This is a genomic window from Variovorax sp. Root473 (assembly GCF_001426505.1).
Lineage (GTDB): Bacteria > Pseudomonadota > Gammaproteobacteria > Burkholderiales > Burkholderiaceae_C > Variovorax.
Map to the genome: position 1 here is coordinate 94510 of NZ_LMEV01000012.1, position 23962 is coordinate 118471.

At 67.6% G+C, this 23962-nt stretch carries 27 protein-coding genes and 2 tRNA genes; 15 read left to right on the top strand and 14 right to left on the bottom strand.

The window, feature by feature from the left end; genetic code table 11:
• Positions 1-8 precede the first annotated feature (8 nt).
• The 4 genes from ASD34_RS06045 to ASD34_RS06060 all read left to right on the top strand — a co-directional run bounded on the left by ASD34_RS06045 (position 9) and on the right by ASD34_RS06060 (position 4580).
• Positions 9-1337: an adenylosuccinate synthetase gene (locus ASD34_RS06045; protein ID WP_056574253.1), complete on the top strand. Its 1329-nt coding sequence runs from the start codon at positions 9-11 to the stop codon at positions 1335-1337.
• Positions 1338-1355: 18 nt separating this feature from the next.
• Positions 1356-1781 carry a hypothetical protein gene (locus ASD34_RS06050; protein WP_056574256.1) on the top strand — a complete coding sequence of 142 codons (426 nt, stop codon included), beginning with the start codon at positions 1356-1358 and terminating at the stop codon, positions 1779-1781.
• Positions 1782-1860: 79 nt separating this feature from the next.
• Positions 1861-2487, top strand: a complete 627-nt coding sequence (locus tag ASD34_RS06055) for an FABP family protein (RefSeq protein ID WP_056574259.1) — start codon at positions 1861-1863, stop codon at positions 2485-2487.
• Positions 2488-2777: 290 nt separating this feature from the next.
• Positions 2778-4580 carry an amidohydrolase gene (locus tag ASD34_RS06060; RefSeq protein WP_235509986.1) on the top strand — a complete coding sequence of 601 codons (1803 nt, stop codon included), beginning with the start codon at positions 2778-2780 and terminating at the stop codon, positions 4578-4580.
• Positions 4581-4626: 46 nt separating this feature from the next.
• On the opposite strand, the gene ASD34_RS06065 is transcribed toward ASD34_RS06060, so the two are convergent.
• Positions 4627-4995: a hypothetical protein gene (locus ASD34_RS06065; RefSeq protein WP_056574265.1), complete on the bottom strand. Its 369-nt coding sequence runs from the start codon at positions 4993-4995 to the stop codon at positions 4627-4629.
• Positions 4996-5091: 96 nt separating this feature from the next.
• Here ASD34_RS06065 and ASD34_RS06070 point away from each other — a divergent pair, with 96 nt between their 5' ends.
• Both ASD34_RS06070 and ASD34_RS06075 read left to right on the top strand, forming a co-directional pair.
• Entirely contained in the window at positions 5092-5280 is a 189-nt protein-coding gene (locus ASD34_RS06070; RefSeq protein ID WP_056574268.1) for a hypothetical protein, read from the top strand.
• Between the two features lie 90 nt (positions 5281-5370).
• A complete protein-coding gene (locus tag ASD34_RS06075; protein ID WP_056574271.1) occupies positions 5371-5715 on the top strand; it encodes a hypothetical protein in 345 nt (114 codons plus the stop codon).
• 18 nt (positions 5716-5733) lie between these two features.
• On the opposite strand, the gene ASD34_RS06080 is transcribed toward ASD34_RS06075, so the two are convergent.
• On the bottom strand, positions 5734-6198 hold the full coding sequence (locus tag ASD34_RS06080; RefSeq protein WP_056574275.1) for a GNAT family N-acetyltransferase: 465 nt from the start codon (positions 6196-6198) through the stop codon (positions 5734-5736).
• Positions 6195-7193: a LysR family transcriptional regulator gene (locus tag ASD34_RS06085; protein ID WP_056574278.1), complete on the bottom strand. Its 999-nt coding sequence runs from the start codon at positions 7191-7193 to the stop codon at positions 6195-6197. The genes ASD34_RS06080 and ASD34_RS06085 overlap by 4 nt, the downstream gene beginning before the upstream one ends.
• A 183-nt stretch (positions 7194-7376) precedes the next feature.
• Here ASD34_RS06085 and ASD34_RS06090 point away from each other — a divergent pair, with 183 nt between their 5' ends.
• Complete coding sequence (locus tag ASD34_RS06090) at positions 7377-8030, top strand: glutathione S-transferase family protein (protein ID WP_056574281.1); 654 nt, start codon at positions 7377-7379, stop codon at positions 8028-8030.
• A gap of 46 nt (positions 8031-8076) precedes the next feature.
• Here the strand turns inward: ASD34_RS06090 and ASD34_RS06095 are convergent, their stop codons facing one another.
• The 3 genes from ASD34_RS06095 to ASD34_RS06105 form a co-directional block, all read right to left on the bottom strand.
• Positions 8077-8364 (bottom strand): helix-turn-helix domain-containing protein, encoded by a 288-nt coding sequence (locus ASD34_RS06095; RefSeq protein WP_056574285.1) that lies wholly within the window; start codon positions 8362-8364, stop codon positions 8077-8079.
• Between the two features lie 164 nt (positions 8365-8528).
• Positions 8529-9506, bottom strand: coding sequence for a tripartite tricarboxylate transporter substrate-binding protein (locus tag ASD34_RS06100; RefSeq protein ID WP_056574289.1), 978 nt, complete (start codon positions 9504-9506; stop codon positions 8529-8531).
• A gap of 27 nt (positions 9507-9533) precedes the next feature.
• Complete coding sequence (locus ASD34_RS06105) at positions 9534-10700, bottom strand: mandelate racemase/muconate lactonizing enzyme family protein (RefSeq protein ID WP_056574292.1); 1167 nt, start codon at positions 10698-10700, stop codon at positions 9534-9536.
• Between the two features lie 105 nt (positions 10701-10805).
• Here ASD34_RS06105 and ASD34_RS06110 point away from each other — a divergent pair, with 105 nt between their 5' ends.
• Positions 10806-11705 (top strand): LysR family transcriptional regulator, encoded by a 900-nt coding sequence (locus ASD34_RS06110; protein WP_056574295.1) that lies wholly within the window; start codon positions 10806-10808, stop codon positions 11703-11705.
• Positions 11706-11729: 24 nt separating this feature from the next.
• Here ASD34_RS06110 and ASD34_RS06115 read toward each other — a convergent pair whose 3' ends face one another.
• The gene (locus tag ASD34_RS06115; RefSeq protein WP_235509987.1) at positions 11730-12152 is read right to left on the bottom strand and encodes a GFA family protein; all 423 of its coding nucleotides are present in this window, start codon (positions 12150-12152) and stop codon (positions 11730-11732) included.
• A gap of 121 nt (positions 12153-12273) precedes the next feature.
• Positions 12274-13224: a hypothetical protein gene (locus tag ASD34_RS06120; RefSeq protein ID WP_056574301.1), complete on the bottom strand. Its 951-nt coding sequence runs from the start codon at positions 13222-13224 to the stop codon at positions 12274-12276.
• A gap of 161 nt (positions 13225-13385) precedes the next feature.
• On the opposite strand from ASD34_RS06120, the gene ASD34_RS06125 reads away from it, so the two are divergent.
• From ASD34_RS06125 to ASD34_RS06135, 3 genes are all read left to right on the top strand, one after another.
• Positions 13386-13850 (top strand): DUF4124 domain-containing protein, encoded by a 465-nt coding sequence (locus tag ASD34_RS06125; RefSeq protein WP_056574304.1) that lies wholly within the window; start codon positions 13386-13388, stop codon positions 13848-13850.
• A gap of 34 nt (positions 13851-13884) precedes the next feature.
• Complete coding sequence (locus ASD34_RS06130; RefSeq protein ID WP_056574306.1) at positions 13885-14349, top strand: ribonuclease HI family protein; 465 nt, start codon at positions 13885-13887, stop codon at positions 14347-14349.
• Positions 14350-14413: 64 nt separating this feature from the next.
• Entirely contained in the window at positions 14414-14668 is a 255-nt protein-coding gene (locus ASD34_RS06135; RefSeq protein WP_056574308.1) for a DUF3297 family protein, read from the top strand.
• A gap of 24 nt (positions 14669-14692) precedes the next feature.
• On the opposite strand, the gene ASD34_RS06140 is transcribed toward ASD34_RS06135, so the two are convergent.
• Complete coding sequence (locus ASD34_RS06140) at positions 14693-15571, bottom strand: DUF2272 domain-containing protein (protein WP_056574310.1); 879 nt, start codon at positions 15569-15571, stop codon at positions 14693-14695.
• A 249-nt stretch (positions 15572-15820) separates the two neighbouring features.
• Here ASD34_RS06140 and ASD34_RS06145 point away from each other — a divergent pair, with 249 nt between their 5' ends.
• Complete coding sequence (locus ASD34_RS06145; protein ID WP_056574312.1) at positions 15821-16822, top strand: alpha/beta hydrolase; 1002 nt, start codon at positions 15821-15823, stop codon at positions 16820-16822.
• 5 nt (positions 16823-16827) lie between these two features.
• Here ASD34_RS06145 and ASD34_RS06150 read toward each other — a convergent pair whose 3' ends face one another.
• The gene (locus tag ASD34_RS06150; RefSeq protein WP_157609649.1) at positions 16828-17112 is read right to left on the bottom strand and encodes a hypothetical protein; all 285 of its coding nucleotides are present in this window, start codon (positions 17110-17112) and stop codon (positions 16828-16830) included.
• Between the two features lie 123 nt (positions 17113-17235).
• Positions 17236-17311 (bottom strand) — tRNA-Lys (locus ASD34_RS06155).
• A gap of 149 nt (positions 17312-17460) precedes the next feature.
• Between ASD34_RS06155 and ASD34_RS06160 the strand changes: the two genes are divergently transcribed.
• The gene (locus ASD34_RS06160; protein WP_056574319.1) at positions 17461-18168 is read left to right on the top strand and encodes an SDR family NAD(P)-dependent oxidoreductase; all 708 of its coding nucleotides are present in this window, start codon (positions 17461-17463) and stop codon (positions 18166-18168) included.
• A 75-nt stretch (positions 18169-18243) separates the two neighbouring features.
• Here the strand turns inward: ASD34_RS06160 and ASD34_RS06165 are convergent.
• Positions 18244-18319: transfer RNA gene (locus ASD34_RS06165), tRNA-Ala, on the bottom strand.
• 89 nt (positions 18320-18408) lie between these two features.
• Here ASD34_RS06165 and ASD34_RS06170 point away from each other — a divergent pair.
• Positions 18409-19275, top strand: coding sequence for an alpha/beta hydrolase (locus ASD34_RS06170; protein WP_056574321.1), 867 nt, complete (start codon positions 18409-18411; stop codon positions 19273-19275).
• A 40-nt stretch (positions 19276-19315) separates the two neighbouring features.
• Here ASD34_RS06170 and ASD34_RS06175 read toward each other — a convergent pair whose 3' ends face one another.
• Positions 19316-20293: a GMP reductase gene (locus tag ASD34_RS06175; protein ID WP_056574324.1), complete on the bottom strand. Its 978-nt coding sequence runs from the start codon at positions 20291-20293 to the stop codon at positions 19316-19318.
• A gap of 354 nt (positions 20294-20647) precedes the next feature.
• Between ASD34_RS06175 and ASD34_RS06180 the strand changes: the two genes are divergently transcribed.
• On the top strand, positions 20648-23089 hold the full coding sequence (locus ASD34_RS06180) for a UvrD-helicase domain-containing protein (RefSeq protein WP_056574326.1): 2442 nt from the start codon (positions 20648-20650) through the stop codon (positions 23087-23089).
• A gap of 37 nt (positions 23090-23126) precedes the next feature.
• Here the strand turns inward: ASD34_RS06180 and ASD34_RS06185 are convergent, their stop codons facing one another.
• The gene (locus tag ASD34_RS06185; RefSeq protein WP_056574329.1) at positions 23127-23957 is read right to left on the bottom strand and encodes a BPSS1780 family membrane protein; all 831 of its coding nucleotides are present in this window, start codon (positions 23955-23957) and stop codon (positions 23127-23129) included.
• Positions 23958-23962: the final 5 nt, after the last annotated feature.

Here is a 23962-nt window from a genome sequence, read left to right on the forward strand (position 1 = left end):
GCCCGCTGTTGACCTCCACGCGCTACACCTCGCTGCTCGGCCTCGGCTTCGGCGACTGCGGCAAGGGCCGCTTCACCGATTTCCTGTGCGGCGCCTGGGACGTTCACACCGTCGTGCGCTTCAACGGCGGCGCGCAGGCCGGCCACAACGTGGTGCTGGCCGATGGCCGCCATCACACGTTCTCGCAGTTCGGTGCGGGCAGTTTCCATGCGGGCGTCGCGACCGTGCTGGCGAGCCCGGTGGTGGTGCACCCGACCGCGCTGCGCGTCGAGGCCGAGGTGCTGCAGCGCGCCGGCGTGCCCGACGCGTTCGCGCGCCTGTTCATCGACGCACGCTGCCGCGTGACCACGCCGTTCCATCAGGCGGCCGGCCGCCTGCGCGAGTGGGCGCGCGGCGCAGCGGCGCACGGCAGTTGCGGCGTCGGCGTGGGCGAGACCGTGCGCCAGGCGCTGGCAGTGCCTGAAACGGCGCTGCACTACGGCGATCTGGTTCACCGCGCGCGCACGCTCGACAACCTCGAAGCCCTGCGCCTCGCGCTGCACCGCGCGTTCGCGAACACAACGCCTTCGTCGGCCAATGTCGCGCAAGAGCTGAGCGTGCTCGCCGACCCCTCGCTCGCCCAGCGCTGGCTCGACGCCGTGCAACCGTGCCTGCGCCAGTCGCCGCCTGCGAGCGCCGACGCCATCGGCGCGCGGCTCGCGCTTCCGGGCACCTTGCTGTTCGAAGGTGCGCAGGGCGTGCTGCTCGACGAGTGGCGCGGCTTTCATCCGCACACCACCTGGAGCACCGTCTCCACCGCCGCGGTCGAGGCGGTGTTGCGCGACGTGGGCATCGCGGCGCCCGTGCAGCACCTGGGCGTGCTGCGCAGCCACCTCACGCGGCACGGCGCTGGCCCGCTGCCCACGCACGACCGTGCGCTCGATGCGCGGCTGGCCGAGCCGCACAACGCCGACGAGGGCTGGCAGGGCGCATTCCGACGCGGCCACCCCGACGCCGTGCTGATGCGCTACGCGCTCGCCGCCGCCGGGCGGCTCGACGGTCTGCTTGCGAGCCACCTCGATGCGGTCGCGCAGGCCGACCTGCGCTGGTGCACCGGCTACCGCGACGCCGACGGCCGCACACTGTCGTCGCTGCCGCTGAGCGACGCGCCCGACCTCGACCACCAGCACGCGCTGACCCGCCTGCTCGAAGGCGTCCAGCCCCTGTACGAACCGCACCCCGTCGCCGGCGCGGCGGATTGGGTCCGGCGTGCGGAAGCCCTCAGCGGCCTGCCCGTGCGCTTCGGTGCGTTCGGCCCGGAGCGCGAGGCCGTCCGCGCGCGCGAGCTGCTGTTCTGATTCCATGAGAAAGCCTGCGTGACCACCAACGTCTTCCTGATCGCCGGCGCCGTGCTGAGCGCCATCGCCGCCCTCCTGCACCTGTGCATCATCTTCGGCGGCCCGGCCTGGTACCGCTTCTTCGGCGCGGGCGAGCGCATGGCCGTGAGCGCGCAGGCCGGCCACCTGTACCCGGTGGCCGTCACGCTGCTCATCGCCGGCATGCTGGGCGTGTGGGCGGCCTATGCGCTCGCGGGCGCCGGGGTGCTGCAGCCGTTGCCTTCGCAGTCGCTGGTGCTGCCCGCGATCACCGCGGTGTACCTGCTGCGCGGGCTCGTCGCCGCCGCGATGTGGCTGTTCGACCGGCGACGCCTCAGCGCCTTCTGGGTGTGGAGCTCGCTCGTGTGCCTCGTGTACGGGGTGGTGCACCTCGTCGGACTCGTGCAGGTGTGGGGCACGCTCTGATGACGGCCGGGCGATCGTGGCACTCAAGCAGAATCAGAACCGACACGTTTTCCCTTGTTTTTTCTCCCACGACAAACCCATGACCACTCCCGAAGACATCTACACCGAACCCCCGGCGGACCCCGACACGCTCGCCAACCTCGGCCCGCTGCGGCCCATGGCGGGCATCTGGGAGGGCATGAAGGGCGTCGACGTCAAGCCGAAGAAGGAAGGCCCGAAGACGCAGGTGTATGTCGAGCACTATGAGCTGCAGCCCATCGACGCGCAGACCAACGGCCCGCAGCTGCTGTACGGCCTGCGCTATCACACCTACATCCACAAGCCCGGCCTCACGAAGATGTACCACGACCAGGTGGGCTACTGGCTGTGGGAGCCGGCCACCGGCACCGTGTTCCACACGCTGGCCATTCCGCGCGGGCAGGTGGCCATGGCGAGCGGACGCGTGAAGTCCGGCGACACGCAGTTCACGCTCAGCGCCGAGCGCGGCAGCCTGGTGAACGGCATCGTGTCGAACCCGTTCATCGAGCGCGCCTTCACCACGCTGGCGTGGAACATCACGGTGAAGATCAACCCCGATGGCACCTGGTCGTACGACCAGGACACCGTGATGCAGATCCAGGGCCAGGCCGAGCCTTTCCATCACACCGACCGCAACACCCTCACGCGCGTCGGTGAGCCTGGGCTCAATCCGCTGGCGATGGGCTGAGGCGGAGCCCGTCCGGGTCTCTCCGCCGGGCCCTGCGGGTATTCATCTGGTTGACGTCTGTATGGTTCATCTCTAAAGTAAATTGCGTCGACATCGAATACCGCACACTTCGACGCGTCGTGTGCGTGGGATTGATGTCGAACGGATGGCCCCCGAGGCCGTCGTGCAGGCGCTGACAGCGAGCGCCGAGAAGAAGAACAGGCGAGGGGCCGCACCAGTTCGATGAACGATGCGGGCCCTTCGCTCAATGCTCGCTTGAAGGCGGCGCTGCGCCGGGCTTTCGCTCGGGTGTGCGGGTCGCCGCGTCAGGCGCGACACCACACAAGGAGACAAGGCGAATGAACAAATTCAGAACAACCGGGTGGGGCCGGGGGATCGGTGCGACCGCGTTGGTGATGGCCGCGGCGGGCTGCGGCGGTGGGAGTGGCGGTGGCGGGGCGGGCTTCTCGCTGCCGCGCGAGACGGCTGCGCAGGCGGTGTATACCAACGCCAAGGTGCTCACGGTGGACAAGGGCAACGGCGTGGCCGAGGCCTTCGCGGTCAAGGACGGGCGCTTTCTCAAGGTCGGCAGCCGCGCCGAGATGATGCAGCACATCGGCGACGACACACGCGTGATCGACCTCGGCGGGCGCACGGTCGTGCCGGGGCTGGCCGACGGGCATCTGCACGGCGCGGGAGGCGGGCCAGGCATCGATCTGTCGGGCACCCGCACGATGGCCGAACTGCTCGACGTGCTCCGCAAGGCCGTGGCGGCGGCGGCGTCGGGGCAATTGATCCAGAGCAACTCCGACTGGCACGAGGCCCAGTTGCAAGAGGTGCGCATGCCTACGCTCGTCGAGCTGGACGCCGTGGCGCCCGAGCATCCGCTCGTGCTGCATCGCGGCGGTCTGACGGCGGTGCTCAATAGCGCGGCGCTGGCCAAGTGGAAGATCACGGAGAACACCGTGTCGCCGCCGGGCGGCTTGATCCAGAAGGACGACAGCGGAAAGCTCACCGGCATGCTGATCAACAACGCGCGCTCGCTCATGGTCCTGCCGACGCCGAAGAAGTTCGACAGCGCCGACTTGGAGGAAATGCAGCGCAAGCTCAATGCGCTCGGCATCACGAGCGTGCGTGTGCCCGGCATGTTCACCGGCACCGATGTGCCCGCCGCCTACGCATTGATCCGTCAGCTCCAGGCGCAAGGCAAGCTGAACCTGCGCTTCCAGCTGTTGCTCAATTCGATGGCGCCCGTGAGCACGGCCGAACAGGTGCGCAGCATCATCGCTGCGGCCAAGTTGCCGCCGGGCGAGGGCGACGATTGGGCCCGCATCTGGGGTGCGAAGACCTCGGTCGACGGGGGCTTCGAGGGCGGCTTCATGACGCGTCCCTACAGCGAGCCGTTCGGCAAGGGCGGCACGTTCTACGGACTGCCGCTGGTCACGGCACAAGCGCACGAGGAGGTCGTGCGGGAATGGTCGCGCAGCAAGTACCGGGTGGCCGTTCACGTGGTGGGTGACGCTGCACTCGACCAGGTGCTCGCTGCCTGGGAGAACCTTGACAAGGCCGCGCCGGGTGCCGTCAGAGGTTGGACGATCGAGCATGCGTTCGTGGTGCGCGAAGAACAGCTTGTCCGCATCCGGGCCCTGGGTCTCAACCTGTCGGTGCAGTCGCACTTGTACGTGGCCGCGCCGGTGCTGGCCAGCTACTGGGGACGCGCTCGCGCCGAGCACGTCACGCCGGTGAAGACCTTCATGAAAAACGCCTTCCAGCTCGTGGGCGGCACCGATTCGGGGAACATGCCGGTCAATCCCTTCTGGGCGATGTACCACTTCATCACGCGCGACACCGTCAACGCCGGTGTTTACGGCAGCGACGAACGCGTGAACCGGGTCGACGTGCTGCGCATGTTCACGATCAACTACGCGGATCTGAACGGCGAAGCCGAGCGGAAGGGCTCGATCGAGGCTGGCAAGCTGGCTGACTTTGTGGTGTTGTCGGCCGATTACCTGACGGTGCCCGAAGCCGAGATCGAGAACCTGACCGCGGTGGCGACCTACGTGGATGGCCGACAGGTCTATCGCGCGCCTGACCTGAGTGTGGCGCATCGCTGATGAAAGGAGGCGTGCGCTCTTCGAGCATCCGCACGCCAACGCCGTCTCAATCTGAAGCCGCGTCTGCGTGCGGCGGTGGCGCTGCACGCAGGCGCCGCAGCCGCACGGTGAGTTCCTTCACCAGCTGAAGCTCCCCGCGCCGCTGGGCCACTTCCAGCGCCTGCGCAAACGAGGCCTCGGCCTTCGCGGCATCGCCAAGCGCCAGCGCCAGCAGACCCTGCAGCCGCCATGCGGCCGTGAACTCGGGGTCGAAGGCGAGCGCCCTCTCGACATGCATCAGGGCCGTGGGTGCGTCGTCGCGCCGGTGGTACGCCAGCGCGAGGCTCATGCGCAGCAGGGCGCCATCGCGGCCGGCGGCCAGCAGGTGTTCGAGCGCGTCGGGTGACGGGCCGGGTGGGGTGGTGGCGGTGTTCATGGCATTCGACCTTGCTGGAGGGACTTTGACAGCAGACCCGCGGATGTTTTAAATATCAAAGAATAATCTTTGATATTTAACGCCGCAGGCGCTCCGATGAATCTCCCCACTTTCGTCTGGCTGTTCCGGTCCCTTCACGCGCTGGGCATGGCGCTGTGGCTTTCCATCGCCGTGCGCAACAACTGGCGCGGCTTTGGGGGGCTCGCTTTCGCGGTCGGCGGCACGAGGTCGATGGCGCCGTTGCGCGCCGAGCCCGCCATCCTGTTCAACCTGCCATGGCACTGAAGCGCCGCCGAAACCACCGCCCTTGTCCTACGCGGCAGGGGAGGCCATCCCCACAGTCCGCGCGACGGCCAGCACGCACTATCGGGGCCCATGAACAGAGTGATTCTTGCGTTCCTGGGTGCCGCTGCCTGCACAGCGGCCGTGGTGGCCATCGCGGAACCTGTGAAGGTGCCCATCGACAGCGACGAGAAGGGCACGACCTACATCGCGCCCCACGTCGATTCCACCGAAACCTCGGCCCGCACCAACGGCGCCACGGTCGGCGTGCAGCGTCCGGACGGCAGCGCCCTCGAAGCCGGTACCGACACGTCCGGCAAACGGCCCACCTACTCGGTGGGTGCGAAGAGCGGAGGCGATGTCTCCTTCTCGGCCGGTGCGCATTCGGACGGCAAGACCAACACCGGCGTGAAGGCCGGCATCACCATCAAGTACTGATCTTCAGCGCGGGTTCCTTCAGACCATCGTCGCGTAGACGATGAAGCCTTCGTGCTTAGCGACCTTGTCGTAGAGCATCCGGCCTGCTGCATTGGTCGTGTGCGTCTGCCAGTACACGCGGTGCGTGCCCGCGCGCCGCACCTCGTCATACACGCCCTGGATGAGCTGGCGGCCCACGCCACGGCCGCGTTCGGACGACTGCGTGAACAGGTCCTGCAGGTAGCAGTTGGGCTCGATGCGCGTCGTGCTGCGGTGGAACAGGTAATGCACCAGTCCCACCAGCTGCCCGTCGCGCTCGGCGACCAGCGCATGCACCGGCTCGTACGCATCGAAGAAGCGCTGCCAGGTGGCCTGCGTGATCGCGTCGGGCAAAGCCGTCGGCCCTTCGCGGCCGTAGAAGGCGTTGTAGCCGTCCCAGAGCGGCTTCCAGGCGGCGAAGTCCTCGGGTGTCGGTGGACGGATCAGGAGCGCGGGCGAGGTCATGGGGTGGGCGGAGCCTTTCCGTTGGGAACGAGTGCGCTGCGTACAGCGATGGCGGCGGCCGTGGTGCCGCAAGGCGGCAGCGCCACCGGCACGGCGGCGGGCAGGGGCTCGGGCACGGGGCCCATCGATTTCTCGAGAAAGTCGAGCATCGCGCGCATCGCCGCGCTGTTGTGGCGGCGCTGCGAGTAGGCGGCGTACAGCCAGTGCTCGTGCGGCATGTGGTCGCGCAGCACCGGCACCAGCGCGCCGCGCTCCAGGTGCGACTGCGCCAGTGGCTCGGGCACGTAGGCCACGCCCACGCCGCGCAGCGCCAGCTCGATCAGCGCGACCGCGTCGTTGGCCTCCATGCGGCTGTGCACCGCCACCTCGCGCGGCTCGCCGTTGGTTTCGAAAGGCAGCTGCGTGGTCGGCATCGGCGAATAGCTCAGCACGTCGTGCCGCGCCATGTCCTCGGGCACCTGCGGAATGCCGCGCTGCGCCCAGTAGGCGGGCGACGCGCACACCACCATGTCGAAGCGCACCAGCCGGCGCACGATCAGGTTCATGTCGTCGATGCGCCCACCCGTCAGGTGGATGTCGATGCCCGCCTCGATCAGGTCGATGTCGTGGTTGGTGAAATTCAGGCTCACGTACACGTCGGGGTAGAGCTTGATGAACTCCGCGATCACGTCCGAAAGCCAGCCCGCAATGAGACCATGCGGCGCGCTCATGCGCAGGCGCCCACGCGGATGCGAGCCGTGCGCCTGCAGGTCGTTGAGCGTGTTCTCGGCCATCGTCACCAGCTCGGTGCTGCGCTCCAGCAGCACCTCGCCCGCGTCGGTGAGGCTCAGGGAGCGGGTCGAGCGGTTCAGCAGGCGCACGCCGCTGCGTGATTCGAGCTCGGCCACATAGCGGCTGACGGTGGCCTTGGACATGCCCAGCGACAGGGCCGCGCGGGAGAAGCTGCGCCGGAACGCGACTTCGCGGAACGTTTTGATGAGATCGAGACCATCCATAGATCGGCGCATTGTTCCAGCATCGGGGGAGGGGGCACGGGTCGTAGGGGCATCCAGCCGGTGCGCACTGCCGGGGGTGATGCCTGGCAGGTTGTCACCGAAGTTGCAACTTGAGAACGCGCAGGCCGTTCGGCCGGCGAGCGGCGCACCGAGAATGCGCGGGCAACCCCACCGAGGCCTCGCATGACTCCCACGATCACGGCGTTTGAAAGCTCCCCCGACCGCGGCAAGGGCCAGGCCCGCGACATGCGCGTGCGCTGGGCGCTCGAAGAAACCGGGCAGCCCTGCAACGTTCGCCTCGTCTCGTTCCGCGAGATGAAGGAGCCCGCGCACCGCGCGCTGCATCCCTTCGGCCAGATTCCCACGTACGAAGAGGGCGACCTGGTGCTGTTCGAGTCGGGCGCCATCGTGCTGCACATCGCCACGCATCACGACGGCTTGCTGTCGAAAGACGCGAACGCCCGCGCCCGCGCAATCGCCTGGCTGTTCGCCGCGCTCAACACCGTGGAACCGCCGATCGTCGAGCGCGAGAGCGCCGGGTACGTGGAGGGCGACAAGCCCTGGCACGAGGCGCGCCGTCCGATCCTCGACGACCGCGTGCGCCATCGACTGCGCGAACTCTCCAGCCGCCTGGGCGATGCCGACTGGCTCGACGGCGCCTTCAGCGCCGGCGATCTGATGATGGTGATGGTCCTGCGCCGGCTGAACTCGTCGAGATTGCTGAACGAGTTTCCGAACCTGCTCGCTTACGTCGCACGCGGTGAAGCGCGGCCGGCATTCAAGCGCGCGTTCGATGCGCAGCTGGCGGTTTTTGTCGCTGCGTCGGCCGGTCGGTGAGGCGGCGCGATGCGGGCATCGGCAACGCGTGGACTGAACCGACGATTCAGGATGCGGGTTCGCTGCCGTCTGCCGGTGGCCGCTTCTGTGGTTGCTGCAGCGTCGCCGAAATGCCGTAGAGCGCCAGCATGCCGAGCACGTGCCCGATCGCGACGCCCGGCTCCCCCGATTCGATGCGCGCGATCGTCTGGACGTGAACGCCCAGGCGGGTGGCCGCGGCAGACTGGCCCTCGCCAGCCGTCGTGCGCGCCATCTTGGCAGCAGCACCGAACGCCTTGATCGCGTGGATCGCGTCGTCACCGATGTCGGAAGAAATGCGTTTTCCTTGAGCCATGGGGTGATTGTCACTGCTCGCAGAGCGTCCGCGGTGGCCCGCTGCGATCAGGCAACAGCGATGTGAGTCGAGCCTGGCCTGCGCGGACGCGATGCTTTTCAAAAGCGCTGGTTGAATCTCCGCGCAATGTCCTTGCCCTGACGTGCCCGCTCGGCGTCGTCGCATCAGTCGGCGTATTCGCCAGCGTCCTTGATCACCTTCGACCACCGGGCCTTCTCGGCTTCAAGGTACTTCCTGTGGCCGCCGGGGTCGAGCCGGTCGTCATTGACGACGGTGAGGCCGAGCGCCTCCTCCCGCTTGACCAGGTCCGGGTCTTTCAGTGCGGCACGCAGCGCGGCGTTGAGCTTGGCGAGCACGGCGGCAGGCGTGCCGCGCGGTGCGTACACGCCGTGCCAGACCTGGACGTTGAAGTCGTTCAGTCCGGCTTCCGACAAGGTCGGTGTGTCCTTCAGCGCGGCGAGCGGCAGCCGTTGCAAGCTGGTGATGCCGTAGACCTTGACCTTCTTGCCTTCGATCTGCGGTACCGCGTTGGTCGCCTGTTCGCACATCACGTCGACCTGGCCGCCGATGAGGTCGGTCATCGCCGGCGCGGTGCCTTTGTAGGGCACGGGCGTCATGCTTGTCTTCAGTGCGCCCTGGAGCATCAGGCCGCACAGGTGCGATGCGGAACCGAGCCCCGCGTTGGCGAGGTTCACCTTGCCGCCGTTCGACGCGATCCACTGGCGCAACTCGGCGAAGTTGTTGGCAGTGAGGCTCGGCTTGCCGATCAGCACCGAAGGTGCTTCGTTGATGACACCCAGGGTTTCGAAATCGTCCGGCACCTTGTAGCTGAGCTTGCGGTACAGGGCCGGCGCGGTGGCCATGCCGATGTGATGCACCAGCAGCGTGTAGCCGTCCGGTGCGGCGCGCGCCACTTTGGCCGAGCCCACCGTGCCGCCCGCGCCAGCGGCGTTTTCGATGATGACGGTCTGGCCCAGCGGCTTGCGAAGCGCCTCGGCCAGGTCCCGGGCGATCTTGTCGCTGGGCCCGCCGGCGGAAAAAGGCACGACCAGCGTGACGGGTTTGTCCGGAAACTCGGCGCATGCCAGCGAAGCGAATCCGAGCACGGCGAGGCCGGCGCCGCAGCGCCAAAGATGGGTCATGGTTTTGTCTCCTTGGGTTTTGGGACGTCAGGCCGACAGCGCCTGCATCTCGCGGTACAGGTCGGCCTTGCCTTCGAAGCCGATGCCGGGCAGGTCAGGCAGCGTCACATGGCTGTTCTCGACCTTCACGCCATCGGGGAATCCGCCGAACGGCTGGAACAGGTCGGGGTAGGACTCGTTGCCGCCCAGCCCGAGCCCCGCGGCGATGTTCAATGACATCTGGTGTCCGCCATGAGGGATGCAGCGGCTGGCCGACCAGCCGTGCTCCTTGAGCATCTCGAGCGTGCGCAGGTACTCCACGAGGCCGTAGCTCAGCGCGCAGTCGAACTGCAGCCAGTCGCGGTCGGGGCGCATGCCGCCGTAGCGGATGAGGTTGCGCGCGTCCTGCATCGAGAAGAGGTCTTCGCCCGTGGCCATCGGGTTCTTGTAGAAGTTGCGCAGCGCCGCCTGGAGTTCGAAGTCCAGCGGGTCGCCCGGCTCCTCGTACCAGAACAGGTCGTATTGCGACAGTGCCTTGGCGTAGGCGATGGCGGTCTCCAGGTCGAAGCGCCCGTTCGCGTCGACGCACAGTTTCTGGCCGTCCTGCAGCACTTCCATGATGGAGTCGATGCGCCGAAGGTCTTCGTCGAGCGAGGCACCGCCGATCTTTTTCTTGACGACCGTGTAGCCGCGGTCGAGGTAGCTGCGCATCTCGTCCTGCAGCTTCCGGTGGTCCTGCCCGGGGTAGTAGTAGCCGCCCGCGGCGTAGACAAAAATCTTGCGGTTCGGCTTGCCGTCGCCGTAGCGGTCGGCCAGCAACTGGAAGAGGGGCTTGCCTTCGATTTTTGCCACGGCGTCCCACACGGCCATGTCGATGGTGCCGATCGCCACGGAGCGTTCACCATGGCCGCCGGGCTTCTCGTTGGTGAACATGGTGTTCCAGATCTTGTGCGGGTCGAGGTTGTCGCCCGTGTCGTCGACGAGCGAAGACGGGTCGGCCTCGAGGATGCGCGGAATGAACCGCTCGCGCATCAGCTTGCCCTGGCCGTAGCGGCCGTTCGAATTGAAGCCATAGCCGACCACCGGCTTGCCGTCGCGGACCACGTCGGTGATCACTGCGACAAGGCTCAGCGTCATCTTGCTAAAGTCGATGTAGGCGTTGCGGATGGGCGAACTGATGGGGATGGTTTTCTCGCGGATTTCGACGATCTTCATGACTGGCTCCAGGGAACTTCTGATTGAGAGCCGCGATGGTCCGCCGCGCGGGATGTTTGGGCCAATGCTCCTTTTCGCTGCTTTCATGCACTGGACGAACCGCACATGAATCTGATCTGGCTTGAAGACTTCATGGCCCTGGCCGCCACGGGAAATTTTTCGCGCGCCGCCGAGGACCGCCACAGTTCCCAACCCGCGTTCAGCCGGCGCATTCGTGCCCTGGAAGAGTGGATCGGCGCCGAGCTTTTCGACCGGCGTTCGCAACCCGCCCAGCTGACCGAGGCCGGCGAATGGTTCACCGGCGTGGCGCAGGAGTTGATCGCCCGCGTCGCGCGGGTGCCGGGCGACGCCAGGAAGGTGGCAGAGGCCAGTTCGGTCACCTTGCGCATCGCGTCCACGCATGCGCTCTCGTTCACTTTTTTGCCGCGATGGTTGCGAAGCCTCGAATCGAACACGACGCTCGGGCCGGTGCAACTGATGTCCGACGTGCTTCAGCGTTGCGAAGCACTGATGCTGCAAAGCAAGGTCCAGTTCGTGCTGAGCCACGCGCACGGCAAGGCGCAAGGGGCGCTGGATGCGGAGCCGTACAGGTCGACCCGCATCGGCGAGGATCTGCTGATTCCGGTGTCGGCGCCGGACGGGGAGGGGCGCGCGCGTCATCAGCTCGCGCGGCGGGGCGACGCCGCAGTCCCGATGCTCCAGTACACGGAGGAGTCAGGGCTGGGACGCATCATGCGCGCCGTGATCGGCCGCAGGCTGGAGTCGGTTCCCGCGCAGGCCGTCTTCACGGCGCATCTGGCTTCCGTGCTTCGAACGATGGTGCTGGACGGCAGGGGCATTGCGTGGCTGCCGCAGACGCTGGTGGACGACGATATGAACCAGGGTCGACTCGTTGCCGCGGCGGGCAACGAGTGGGAAGTGCCGCTGGAAGTAAGGCTCTATCGCGATGGCGAGCTTTTGGGGAAGGCCGCGAACGCGTTCTGGAACGCTGCGAGTGGCGGGTGATCGAATCCCGGTCGCCGCGAAGGTTCAGGCGCCATCGTCGTGCCGCGCCAGCACAGGCGTTCCATGCCGCGAAGCCAATTCCGGCTGACCATCAGGCGTGGCCCGCGCCCTGGCAAAGCAATCGACATCGGCCGGCAGGGCCACGCCGCTTTGTGCAGAACGCGTCCAGATGTGGCTCGTGAGTTCGACCACATTCGGATCGTCGTAGCACCCGCGCGAGATGGCTCGGACCTCGGGCCAGCGTTCGAAGGTCAGGCCCATCGTCGTGCCGCACGAGGGGCAGAAATGAACGAAGACGCTCTTGTGGCTGCCGTCCGAGCGATGCGCGTACTGCCGCAGTTCGCCGTTGTTGAACTGCACGGCGTCCATCGGAAAGAGCGACTCGGCATAGAACGACGTGCCGGTCATGCGCTGGCAGAAGGTGCAATGGCAGGCGAACGTGCGCATCGGCGGCTGGGTCGTTCGGAACCTGACCTTGCCGCAGAGGCAACCCCCTTCAAGTACAGCTGGCATACGGCACCCGGAAAAAGATCGGATTCTGCCCCGACGGATCGGGCCGATACCGCGTTCAGGCCAGACCGAGTTCCTTGGCTTCAGCTTCGTAGTTCGGGTACGAGGCCTTCATCGTCGCGCCGTTGAGGATCATCTCGGCCACGAGCGTGCGCGACGGCATCTCGTACACCTGGGTGCGTATCCACACGGACTCGGTGCGCGCGCTCTCGCTCAGCGCGATGATCTCGCGCTCCAGCTCGTAGTCCTGGTCGACGAAGAGCGGGCCCTTGATGAGGCGAATCTCCTGCCCGGCGAACAGGCCCACCGCGGGCTTGCGGCCGCTCAGTTGGGCCTCGGCGCTGGTGGCGCCGAGCAGCACGCTGATCATCTCGGTCGGAATGATCGCGCGGCCCCACGGCGAGCGCTGGCCGCCTTCGGGCGTGTACCAGTCGCAGGGCTCGGTGATGACCTTGAGCTTGTCGGCCAGCGTGAAGGGATAGTGGTCGCCCATGTGCTGGTCGAAGCCCATGCGGATATTCTCGACGACGGCGCCGCGCTGGCCCACGCGCAGGTCGCGGTTGATGACCGGTCCCTGGGGCGGGCGCAGCTTCGCGATGCGCTGGGGCAGCTCGTGCGGATGCTGCGACGCATCGCCCACCGACGCGGTGCCGGTCAGCACCGGCGTGCCGTCGGCCTTCTCGGCGCGCAGGCGAACGAAGGTGGCGCCGGGCGCGGGCAGCTCGACAAAGGCGCGCACCGATTCGCCCTCGACCACCATGTTCTGGTAGTGGGCGCTGATGCAGCCGGTCTCGAACCAGGCCTGGCCGAACACGTGGAACAGCAGCGGGTCGAACTGGCTGAAGTGCGTCGGCCCCTCGATTGGGCCGGCGCGCAGGCCCAGGGTTTCGGCCGTGGCGTCGTCGTGGATCGACTTGTGGTCGTCGTAGGTCTGGTCGGCCAGCATCTGGCGCGGCTGGCGCAGCGGGCCGCACAGGCCCAGGGCGGTGGTGGAGAAAGGCGAGGTCATGGGTGGGGCTCCGTGTGTCCAGCGGCGGGCGTCAATCGAACGGACGATGATGGCAAAGTCCGCTGGGCGCGCCTGTCGCCTAGGGAACGTCTGGCTGCCGGATGCGGCGGCTCTTCTTTCGCTTGTTCGCGCGCCCGCGCACTGTTACAACCGGCGTCTCCATGCGCTCGCCCACTTTTCTTTTCGTTTCGCTGCTCTGGCTCGTCGCGGCGGCACCGGCCGTGCAGGCAGAGGTGGTGCGCTGCACCGACGCCGACGGCCGCATCGTCTACACCGACGGCGCCTGCCCGTCGGGCACCAGGCAGTCGCGCCAGCTGCGGATCGACGAGCCGCCGTCCGCACCGGCACGGGCGCCCGGCGAAGAGGCGGAGCCTCGCCGCCCCGCCTACGCGGCGCCGTCCGCACCGCCGCCGCCTGCGCCCTCGGGGCCGGCCATCATTCCGCGCTACCCAGTGGGCGAGGCGCCTGCTATCGATCCGGGGCCGACCTACATCTGGGATGGTGACCCGTACTACGGTGCGCCGCGCCCCGGCCATCACCGGCCGCCGCGTCCTTCGCGCGACCCCGGGCCGCCGCCCGGCCAGCGGCCGTGCAATCTCGCGGGAATCAAGCGCAACAACTGCTGAGCGCGCTCGCCGCTTTCCTTCGCTTCTTTTTTTCATGACCGTTGCCGCGCCGGAGCGCCTTCTTCCGTGGGTCGTCCACTGCGACGGCAGCGCCATGCCGAACCCGGGTCGCATGGGCATCGGCGTCGTCATCACCCAGCCCGACGGCACACGCCACACCTTCTCGCAGGCCACGCACACGACAGGCTGCAACAACGAAGCCGAGCTGCGGGCGCTGACGCTCGCGCTGCGCGAGCTGCAGGCGCGCGGCGCTACGGCGGTGCAGGCCTACAGCGACAACAGTACGCTGGTCGAGCAGTTGAGCGGCGCTGCCGACGTGCGGCCGATCGTGCGCATGGCGCCGCTCTTCGACGAGGCGCGCACGTTGCTGCAAGGCTTCGACGAGGCGCGCGTGCAATGGATTCCGCGCCATCGCAACGCCGAGGCCGACGCGCTCGCGCGGGCCGCGCTGGGCTTCGGGCCGAAGCCACCGCCCAAGGCGTGGAAGAAGCGGCGCTAGAAGCACCGGGTCGGGCAGGGCGGCAGGTTCTATCATTCGGGTCGATTCAGAAACCCGTTTGCCCATGACCGACGAAGCCACCTCCAAGCCCGCATTGCCCGATCACCTCTCGACCGATCCGCGCAGCCCGCACCACATTCCCGCCGTGTTCGAGCACCCGATCGGCATCCGCTTCAACGGCAAGGACCGCCTGGACGTCGAGGAATACTGCATCAGCGAAGGCTGGATCAAGGTGCCCGCCGGCCGCACGCTGGACCGCAAGGGCTATCCGCTGCTGATCAAGCTCAAGGGCGCTGTCGAGGTGTACTACCGCGACTGACGCCTGGGGGCGCCTTGCCCTCTCTCAACGCCACTGAAGCAGCAGAGACCACGGCTGCCGGCTCATGTGGCGATCGACGCACGCCGCGCTGCCCGTCGTGCAGCCTTCGAGCAGATAGCTCGGGTCCAGCAGCCGCGTGCCGGGTGCGAAGGCCAGGCGCCGCAGCGTGACCGACTGCAGCACGTTGCCGCCGACGGCGTCGAAGCCCGCATCGTCCACGCCCACCACCACGTCGCAGTGCATCGGAAACGCAGCGCCGCCCGTGGGGCGGCCGGCGAGCGCCTCGCCGATCGTGGCGAAACGGTCGAGCGACGCACTGCGCGCGCCGCGTGCATGGCAGACCAGATCGCCCGGGCGCGGCGACGTGCGCATCAGGTCGCAGGCGCGCAGGGCCTGCGGGTTTGCGCGGCCCGCCGCCTCGTCGATGCCGGCCTTCCATGCGGCGCCGGCGTAGTCGACGTGGGCCTCGGAAAAGACGAACTCGTCGGCGCCGAGCCCGGCCTCGCGTGCGACCCAGCTGATGAATGCAGCGGACCAGGGCGTGTCGATCACCGCGACGCGCTGCAGGGCCGTTTCGATGGCGCGCTGGTCCGACGAATCCAGCCCCTGGTCCGGACCGACGCCCAGGCCTTGCAGGCGCGCCGCGCTGGCCTGGTTCAGCGCCTCGGTCAGCAACGTACGGTCGGCCGCGCGCAGCGCGCCGAAGCGCACGAGCGACGGCAGCCGCGCGTTCGACGGATCGACCGCGCGCCAGTAGCGCAGCACGCGTTGCCATGCGGGCAGCGCACCGGCCGGATAGCGCGTGTCTTCCGCTTCCGAATAGCCGGACTCGGTGAGCCGGCCTTCGGCGTCCATCGTCTGGCTGCCGAAGGCGGTGTGTTCTTGCCGGGCCAGCGCCGCCATCGCGAGGGCACGCGGCGATGGCGGAATGTGAGAGGCCGTGGCAAGACAGCCGGCGGCAGCCGATGCGAAGGTGGGCGCTGCAACCCACGCCAGAACCACGCACAACGTGCGCGTGGCGCGACGCAGCGTGTGTCTGTGAGCGCAGGGCGGTGGCGGCATGTGGGGCGAGCATAGCGGGACGCTGCAGCGGGCAAGCAGAATGCGGGGCGCTCCCTGAAGCGCCGGGCCGTCCGGCGCAGGCGCTGCACCGTGAAGCTCAAGAACATCCTGCTGTCGGTCCTCGGCGTTGTCACTGGCCTCATCGTCGCGAGCTACGCCGCGTTCCAGTGGAGCCCGTGGCCGTCGGCGCTGATGATCCGCTACGCCTTCGGCAAGGGCTCGGACGCCGCATCGCAGTCGCTGCAAAAGCACGTGCCGCCCGGTATCGCGGCGGTGCTCGACCAGCACTACGACGAGGGCGATGCGGATGCCTACCTCGATGTGTTCCGGCCGGCCTCGGCGGGCGTCCGGCCGTTGCCCACCATCGTGTGGGTGCACGGCGGCGCCTGGGTTTCGGGCCATCGGCGCGACGTCGCCAACTACGCGCGCGTGCTGGCGGGGCAGGGCTTCACCGTGGTGGCCGCCGGTTATTCGATTGCGCCCGGCCAGGGTTATCCGGTGCCGGTGCGGCAGGTGAATTCGGCGCTGGGCTATCTCGTGCGCGAGGCCGCGAGGCTCGGCGTGGACCCGACGCGGCTCGTGCTGGCCGGCGACTCGGCGGGCGCGCACATCGTCGCGCAGGTCGCGAATGCCGTGGCCGTGCCCAGTTATGCGAAAGCCGTCGGCCTTGCGCCGGTCATCGCGCGCGAGCAACTGCGCGGCTTGCTGCTGCATTGCGGTGCGTACGACGCGGCGCAGGCAAAGCTCGACGGCGCGTTCGGCAGCTTCCTGCGGACCGTGTTCTGGTCATATAGCGGCAGCAAGGACTTCCAGCATGCGCCGGCCTTCGAGACCGCGTCGGTGCGTCGTTATGTGACCGAAGCTTTTCCGCCGTCGTTCATCACCGCGGGCAACGGCGATCCGCTCGAAGGGCAGTCGCGGTCGATGGCTGAAACGCTGATGGCGAAGGGCGTGCAGGTCGACAGCCTGTTCTTCCCCGCAGACCAGACGCCCGCACTGCCGCACGAGTACCAGTTCAATCTCGACGATGCGCCGGGGCGGCTGGCGCTGGAGCGCTCGCTGCAGTTTCTCCGGCGTGTCACGGCACCGTAGCCGCGTCAGCCCTGGGGCTTGCTCGGCAGGTCGCCTTCGCGCAGCTTGCGGCCGACCCACATCAGGCCGGTTTCGTAGTCGGCGCTGCCGACCTGCACGCCGCCGACGGTGCGCAGCGCGCCCGTGCCGTCATCGGTGGCCGGGCCTTCGCCCGTGAGGTCGCCGGGGACGAGCAGGCGGCCGTCTTTCAGGAAGTCGGCAATGCGCAACTGGCGCATGCCGCGGCCCCAATGCCAATGCTGCTTGAGGTCGAAGGATTTCGGCGATGACGCGGGTTTGGATTTCTTCACGGGATGTCGGGGAAGGCTTGCGAACGGAAGCGTTGGCGCAGGCAAACGTACAAGCGAACGCACCATGAAAAAAGCCTGCTACCTTGTGGGTAGCAGGCTTTCCAGCGTTGCCGCGATGTTGGTTGGTGGGCCCTGAGTGACTCGAACACTCGACCTACGGATTAAGAGTCCGCTGCTCTACCAACTGAGCTAAGAGCCCTTGCTTTGAAAACCGTTAGTGTTTTCTGGCAAGACCACGAGTATATACCAATCTTTTTGGCACTTCAAAAACTTTCTGCACATTTGTACGTCGGCGTTAGGATGCCCGACCGTCGGGGCATGGCCCCGCCCCTATCCGAGGAGTTTTCGATGAGCGATGCAAGCAATACCCCCCACGTCGTGATCACCGGCGCCGCGGGCGCACTGGGCCGGGCCGTGGCCCAGCACTTTCTCGACCAGGGCGCGCGGCTCGCGCTGGTCGACCACCACGCCGGCCGCCTGGCCGACGTCTTTCCGGGCCTGGACAACTCGCAGCACCTGCTGCTCGCCGGCGACGTGACCTCGGCACCCGACATGGCCGCGCTCACCGGCCAGGTGCTGCAGGCCTTCGGCCGCGTCGATGCGCTGGTGCACATCGCCGGCGGCTTCGAGATGGGCGAGGCGACGCACGCGCTCACGCGCGAGAGCTGGGACCGGATGATGAACCTCAACGCCTGGTCTTTCGTCGCCGTGACGCAGGCCGTGTTGCCTTCGATGATCGAGCGCCGCGCGGGCCGCATCGTCGCGGTGACGGCCAAGGTGGCGGCGCGCGGCCTGCCGGCCATGGCGGCCTACATCGCATCGAAAAGCGCGCTGCAGCGGCTGGTGGAATCGATGGCGGCCGAGGCCGCGCCGCACGGCGTGAACATCAACAGCGTGGCGCCCAGCGTGCTCGACACGCCGGCCAACCGCCAGGCGATGCCCGACGCGAACCCGGCCGAGTGGGTGTCGACCTCGGTCGCGGCGCAGACCATCGGCTTCCTGGCATCGTCGGGCGCTGCGGCATTGCACGGCCAGCACCTGACGCTCGACGCCTGACATTTCCCGGCGGCAGCGCACAGCTGCAAATGAAAAAGGCCTTGGCAATCGCCAAGGCCTTTTTGCTGGGTCGGTTGGTGGAGAGGAGGAGGATCGAACTCCCGACCTCCGCATTGCGAACGCGGCGCTCTCCCAGCTGAGCTACCCCCCCCAACACGCCCCGCATTTTATCGAGCCGCGCGTTTCCATGCACGCGGTCGTGCCAAGATGCGCGCCGGAAAAACAAGGAGCAAGCATCGCATGGACGCGCACGACCCCGCCTGGCTGGAAGGCATGTACAACAACCTGGCGCGGGTGAAGGACCACCCCGCGTACTTCGCGCGCTGGGCCCGCGATTCCGCCGCGACGCGCGACACGCTGCCGTGTCGCATCGATGTGCCTTACGGCACCGGCCCGAACGAAACGCTCGACGTCTTTCCGGCGCCCGTGCCCGATGCGCCGGTGCTGGTCTTCATCCATGGCGGCTACTGGCGCGCCATGGACAAGAAGGACCATTCGTTCATCAGCCCCGCTTTCCATGACCGCGGCATCTGCGTGGTGCAGCCCAATTACGCCCTGTGCCCGGGCCCGGTCGACCAGCCGGTGACGGTGCCGGGCATCCTGCTGCAGATGGTGCGGGCGCTTGAATGGACCTGGCGCCATGTGGCGAGCTATGGCGGCGACCCGTCGCGCATCACCGTCGCCGGGCACTCCGCGGGCGGCCACATGGCGGCGGCGCTGCTGGCCTGCGACTGGAAGGCGGTGGCGCCCGATCTGCCCGCGCAGCTGGTGCGCAATGCGCTGTCGGTCTCGGGGCTGTTCGATCTGCGGCCGCTGCAGCGCACGCCGTTCCTCGCGCACACGCTGAAGCTCACCGATGCCGACGCGCGGCGCGCAAGCCCGGCGCTGTGGCCCGCGCCGGCGCGCGGCCAGCTCTATGCGGCGGTGGGGGGCAACGAGAGCGCCGAGTTCCTGCGCCACAACGCGATGATCCGCGAGGCCTGGGGCCGCCACACGGTGCCGGTGTGCGAGGTGCTGCCGGGGCTGGACCACTTCGGCGTGGTCGATGCGCTGGCCGATCCGGCGCACGCGCTGCACCGCTACGCAGTGAAGTTGCTCGAGGCCTGAAGGAAAAAGAAAAGACGGGCGGACAGGCCGCCCGTCGCGCTCACATCAGCAGGTGTTCGCCGGCGTTGTCGCCGCCCAGCGTGACGTAGTTGACCTTGCGGATGTCCATCAGCGTGCGGCCGCCCGCGTAGCTGATCGAGCTCTGCACGTCCTGCTCCATCTCGACCAGCGTGTCGGCCAGCCTGCCCTTGATGGGCTCGAGGATGCGCTTGCCTTCGACGTGCTTGTACTCGCCCTTGTTGAAGTCGCTGGCCGAGCCGTAGTACTCCTTGAAGAGCGTGCCGTCGACGCCGACCGTCTTGCCCGGCGACTCTTCGTGGCCCGCGAACAGCGAGCCGATCATGACCATCGACGCGCCGAAGCGGATGCTCTTGGCGATGTCGCCGTGGTCGCGGATGCCGCCGTCGGCAATGATCGGCTTGGTGGCCACGCGCGCGCACCACTTGAGCGCCGACAGTTGCCAGCCGCCCGTGCCGAAGCCGGTCTTGAGCTTGGTGATGCACACCTTGCCTGGGCCGATGCCGACCTTGGTGGCGTCGGCGCCCCAGTTCTCCAGGTCGATCACGGCTTCGGGCGTGCCCACGTTGCCGGCGATCACGAACGACTTGGGCAGCTTGGCCTTCAGGTAGCCGATCATGTTCTTCACGCTGTCGGCATGGCCGTGCGCGATGTCGATCGTGATGTATTCGGGCACGAGGCCCTGCGCGACCATCTGGTCGACCGTGTCGTAGTCGGGCTTCTTCACGCCCAGCGAAATCGAGGCGAACACGCCCTGGCCCTGCATGTCCTTCACGAACTGGACGTTGTCCAGGTCGAAGCGGTGCATCACGTAGAAGTAGCCGTTCTGTGCGAGCCACAGGCAGATCGACTCGTCGACCACCGTTTTCATGTTGGCAGGCACCACCGGCAGGCGGAAGGTGCGCTCGCCCAGCGTGACGCTGGCGTCGCATTCCGAGCGGCTTTCCACGCGGCATTTGCGCGGCAGCAGCAGGATGTTGTCGTAATCGAAGATTTGCATGACCAGGCTCCTGAAAGGAATCGTTGAGTGGAACGAATGAGCGCTTGGTCCGGCCGGTTCTCGTGGTCGCGTCATGAAAATGACGGCCAAAAAAAACCGGACGCAAGAAACTTGGGCCCGGTGATTGATTTTACGGCCATGGTCGCGATACGCAAGTTGCCGGGGCGTATTGACCCTATGGGTTGCTGCGTATACCGGACGACAAGGGTGCGGTGCTTCATCAGATCCGGTGGCCCATGCCCATGCTCACGCCGAACAGGCGCGGGTCGCGCGTGCCTTGATTCCATGTCATGCCCGCAAGGTCACCCCGGCCCGGCGGCGCCTGCGGCGGGGCTGCTTTCTACAATGGCACCCATGCTCCCTCACGACCTGTTTTCCGGCGCGTCCGCAGCCGATGCGGGCGGCCCTGCCTCGCCGTTGCTGAACAACCTCAACGCCGAGCAGCTTGCTGCCGTCACGCTGCCTGCGGGCAACGCGCTCATCCTCGCCGGTGCCGGCTCCGGCAAGACGCGGGTGCTCACCACCCGCATCGCGTGGCTGTTGCAGACGGGGCAGGTGTCCGCCGGCGGCATCCTGGCCGTCACTTTCACCAACAAGGCCGCCAAGGAAATGATGACGCGGCTGACCGCGATGCTGCCCGTCAACGTGCGCGGCATGTGGATCGGCACCTTCCACGGCCTGTGCAACCGCCTGCTGCGCGCGCACTGGAAGCTGGCCAACCTGCCCTCGACCTTCCAGATCCTCGACACGCAGGACCAGCTCTCGGCCATCAAGCGCCTGATGAAGCAGTTCAACGTCGACGACGAGCGCTTTCCGGCCAAGCAGACACAGTGGTTCATCGCCGGCGCCAAGGAAGACGGCCTGCGCCCCGGCGACATGGAGGCGCGCAGCGACGACGACCGCAAGAAGGTCGAGCTCTACCAGCTGTATGAAGAGCAGTGCCAGCGCGAAGGCGTGGTCGACTTCGGCGAGCTGATGCTGCGCAGCTACGAGCTGCTGCGCGACAACGACCCGGTGCGCGAGCACTACCAGCGGCGCTTTCGCCACATCATGGTCGACGAGTTCCAGGACACCAACCGCCTGCAGTATGCGTGGCTGAAGATGCTCTCGGGCCACACCGCCCCTGGTGGCCACTTCACGCCGGGTGAGCACAACAGCGTGATCGCCGTGGGCGACGACGACCAGAGCATCTACGCCTTCCGCGGCGCGCGCGTGGGCAACATGACCGACTTCGTGCGCGAGTTCGACGTGCGCCACCAGATCATCCTGGAGCAGAACTACCGCAGCTACAGCAACATCCTCGATTCGGCCAACGAACTCATCAGCCACAACAAGAAGCGCCTGGGCAAGAACCTGCGCACCGAGCAGGGGCCGGGCGAACCGGTACGCGTGTACGAATCGCCCACCGACCTCGCCGAGGCGCAGTGGATGGTCGAGGAAATGCGCCAGCTGGCGCGCGACGGCTTCGACCGCAAGGAAATGGCTGTGCTCTACCGCAGCAATGCGCAGAGCCGGGTGATTGAAACGGCGCTGTTCAACGCCTCGGTGCCGTACCGCGTGTACGGCGGCCTGCGCTTCTTCGAGCGCGCCGAAATCAAGCATGCGCTGGCCTACCTGCGCCTGCTCGAGAACAAGGACGACGACACCAGCTTCCTGCGCGTCGTCAACTTCCCGCCGCGCGGCATCGGCGCACGCACGCTCGAAAGCCTGCAGGACGCGGCCCGCGCTGCCGGGCGCTCGCTGCACGATGCGGTGAGCGCGGTCGGCGGCAAGGCCGGCTCGAACCTCACGGCCTTCGTCGCCAAGATCGACGTGCTGCGCGAGCAGACGCAAGGTGTGAGCCTGCGCGAGATCATCGAGCTGGTGCTCGACCACAGTGGCCTTGTCGAACACTACAAGGCCGACCGCGAAGGCGCTGACCGCCTCGAAAACCTGGACGAACTCGTGAACGCGGCCGAAAGCTTCGTCACGCAGGAGGGCTTCGGCCGCGATGCCGTGGCCCTGCCGGTCGACGAATTGCGCCAGTCGCCTGCGAGCCAGGGCATCGACCCCAGCCGACCGGTGCTGGACGAGGCGCTGGCGCCCGACGCCGAAACGGGCGAAACGCTGAGCCCGCTCGCGGCCTTCCTGACGCACGCGGCGCTCGAGTCGGGCGACAACCAGGCGCAGGCCGGGCAGGACGCGGTGCAGCTCATGACCGTGCACGCCGCCAAGGGCCTGGAGTTCGACTGCGTGTTCATCACCGGCATGGAAGAGGGCCTGTTCCCGCACGAGAACTCGATGAGCGACTTCGAGAGCCTCGAGGAAGAGCGTCGGCTGATGTACGTGGCGATCACGCGCGCACGCAAGCGCCTGTACCTGAGCCACTCGCAGACGCGCATGCTGCACGGCCAGACGCGCTACAACGTCAAGAGCCGCTTCTTCGACGAGCTGCCGGAAAGCGCGCTCAAGTGGCTCACGCCGAAGAACCAGGGCTTCACGCCTTCGGCCTTCGGCTATGGCGGCGGCTACGGCAGCACGCGCGGCGGCTCCGGGGCCTACGGCGGTGGCAACCGCTACAGCGGAGGCGGCAGCAGCTCCGGCAAGGACACCTTCGCCAGCCCGCCCGTGCCGCCGCAGAAGACCGCGCCGTCGCACGGCCTGCGATCAGGCATGCAGGTGTTCCACAACAAGTTCGGCGAGGGCACGGTGACCGCGCTCGAAGGCACGGGCGACGACGCGCGTGCGCAGGTGAAGTTTGCGCGCCACGGCGTGAAGTGGCTGGCGCTGTCGGTGGCGAAGCTCACGCCGGTCTGAGGCCGACGCCTGCCCGCAAGGGCGGGCAGTTCGCGGCTCAGTTCGCGTCGAAGCTGTCCCGGAAGGTGAACCAGGTCGAAGCCAGCGACATCGCCGCGAGCACCAGCGCCGTGCCGATCATCAGGATGTTGCCGATCGCCAGGGCCGCGCCGTCGGAGCCCATGGCGCCGACGCCGATCAGCACGGTGGCGAGCAGGCCGATGGCGATGCCCGCGGCCATGAACACGCCGAACCACGCCAGGCCGAACAGGGCGTAGGCGCCGAAGTTGCGAAACAGCGCGACGATGCTGAAGAAGATGCTCTTCACCGGCTCCACGCGGTGCCAGTGCACCAGCGCGGGCGCATGCCACATGGCCAGCGACAGCGGCAGGTTCAGGCACATCAGCAGCGTGCGCGCCGTGAGGAACTCGCTGCTCTTCATGACTTCGGGCGTCACCGTTTCGTCGAACAGGTAGGCACGCATGAGCTGGCCGCCGTCGATGAGCGCCGTGAGCGTGACGGCCAGCACGAAGTACACGGCCGAGATCACGCCCAGCACCACCAGCGAGCGCCATTCGGTGCGCATGGCGTCGAACACGGCGATGAACATCGCCGAGCCCGTGGGTCGTTGCAGGTCGCCCGCATTGCCCAGGCCGTCGGCGTTGTCGTTCGCAGCCACCGAACTCGCGACCATGAGCCCGAGCGTCAGGAAGGGCAGCAGGATCGGCGCGAGCACGCTGCCGAGCACCGGCAGCATCGACGCGGTCGAGATCATCGCCATCAGCATGAAGAACAGCGAGATGAAGGCCAGCGGCTGGCGCCAGAAGGTCTTGAGCCCGAGGCGGACCCAGTCGAAGCCGGTGCGCGCCGGCACGAGGTGGAGTTTCATGTGTA

Coding starts and splice junctions, on each gene's coding strand:
- ASD34_RS06185 (WP_056574329.1), bottom strand. CDS start 23,957: ATGAAACTCCACCTCGTGCCGGCGCGCACCGGCTTCGACTGGGTCCGC.
- ASD34_RS06105 (WP_056574292.1), bottom strand. CDS start 10,700: ATGAAGATCGTCGAAATCCGCGAGAAAACCATCCCCATCAGTTCGCCC.
- ASD34_RS06140 (WP_056574310.1), bottom strand. CDS start 15,571: ATGGCGGCGCTGGCCCGGCAAGAACACACCGCCTTCGGCAGCCAGACG.
- ASD34_RS06085 (WP_056574278.1), bottom strand. CDS start 7,193: ATGGATGGTCTCGATCTCATCAAAACGTTCCGCGAAGTCGCGTTCCGG.
- ASD34_RS06160 (WP_056574319.1), top strand. CDS start 17,461: ATGAGCGATGCAAGCAATACCCCCCACGTCGTGATCACCGGCGCCGCG.
- ASD34_RS06125 (WP_056574304.1), top strand. CDS start 13,386: ATGCGCTCGCCCACTTTTCTTTTCGTTTCGCTGCTCTGGCTCGTCGCG.
- ASD34_RS06070 (WP_056574268.1), top strand. CDS start 5,092: ATGAATCTCCCCACTTTCGTCTGGCTGTTCCGGTCCCTTCACGCGCTG.
- ASD34_RS06130 (WP_056574306.1), top strand. CDS start 13,885: ATGACCGTTGCCGCGCCGGAGCGCCTTCTTCCGTGGGTCGTCCACTGC.
- ASD34_RS06080 (WP_056574275.1), bottom strand. CDS start 6,198: ATGACCTCGCCCGCGCTCCTGATCCGTCCACCGACACCCGAGGACTTC.
- ASD34_RS06170 (WP_056574321.1), top strand. CDS start 18,409: ATGGACGCGCACGACCCCGCCTGGCTGGAAGGCATGTACAACAACCTG.
- ASD34_RS06110 (WP_056574295.1), top strand. CDS start 10,806: ATGAATCTGATCTGGCTTGAAGACTTCATGGCCCTGGCCGCCACGGGA.
- ASD34_RS06135 (WP_056574308.1), top strand. CDS start 14,414: ATGACCGACGAAGCCACCTCCAAGCCCGCATTGCCCGATCACCTCTCG.
- ASD34_RS06095 (WP_056574285.1), bottom strand. CDS start 8,364: ATGGCTCAAGGAAAACGCATTTCTTCCGACATCGGTGACGACGCGATC.
- ASD34_RS06180 (WP_056574326.1), top strand. CDS start 20,648: ATGCTCCCTCACGACCTGTTTTCCGGCGCGTCCGCAGCCGATGCGGGC.
- ASD34_RS06075 (WP_056574271.1), top strand. CDS start 5,371: ATGAACAGAGTGATTCTTGCGTTCCTGGGTGCCGCTGCCTGCACAGCG.
- ASD34_RS06120 (WP_056574301.1), bottom strand. CDS start 13,224: ATGACCTCGCCTTTCTCCACCACCGCCCTGGGCCTGTGCGGCCCGCTG.
- ASD34_RS06065 (WP_056574265.1), bottom strand. CDS start 4,995: ATGAACACCGCCACCACCCCACCCGGCCCGTCACCCGACGCGCTCGAA.
- ASD34_RS06175 (WP_056574324.1), bottom strand. CDS start 20,293: ATGCAAATCTTCGATTACGACAACATCCTGCTGCTGCCGCGCAAATGC.
- ASD34_RS06100 (WP_056574289.1), bottom strand. CDS start 9,506: ATGACCCATCTTTGGCGCTGCGGCGCCGGCCTCGCCGTGCTCGGATTC.
- ASD34_RS06055 (WP_056574259.1), top strand. CDS start 1,861: ATGACCACTCCCGAAGACATCTACACCGAACCCCCGGCGGACCCCGAC.
- ASD34_RS06090 (WP_056574281.1), top strand. CDS start 7,377: ATGACTCCCACGATCACGGCGTTTGAAAGCTCCCCCGACCGCGGCAAG.
- ASD34_RS06115 (WP_235509987.1), bottom strand. CDS start 12,152: ATGCGCACGTTCGCCTGCCATTGCACCTTCTGCCAGCGCATGACCGGC.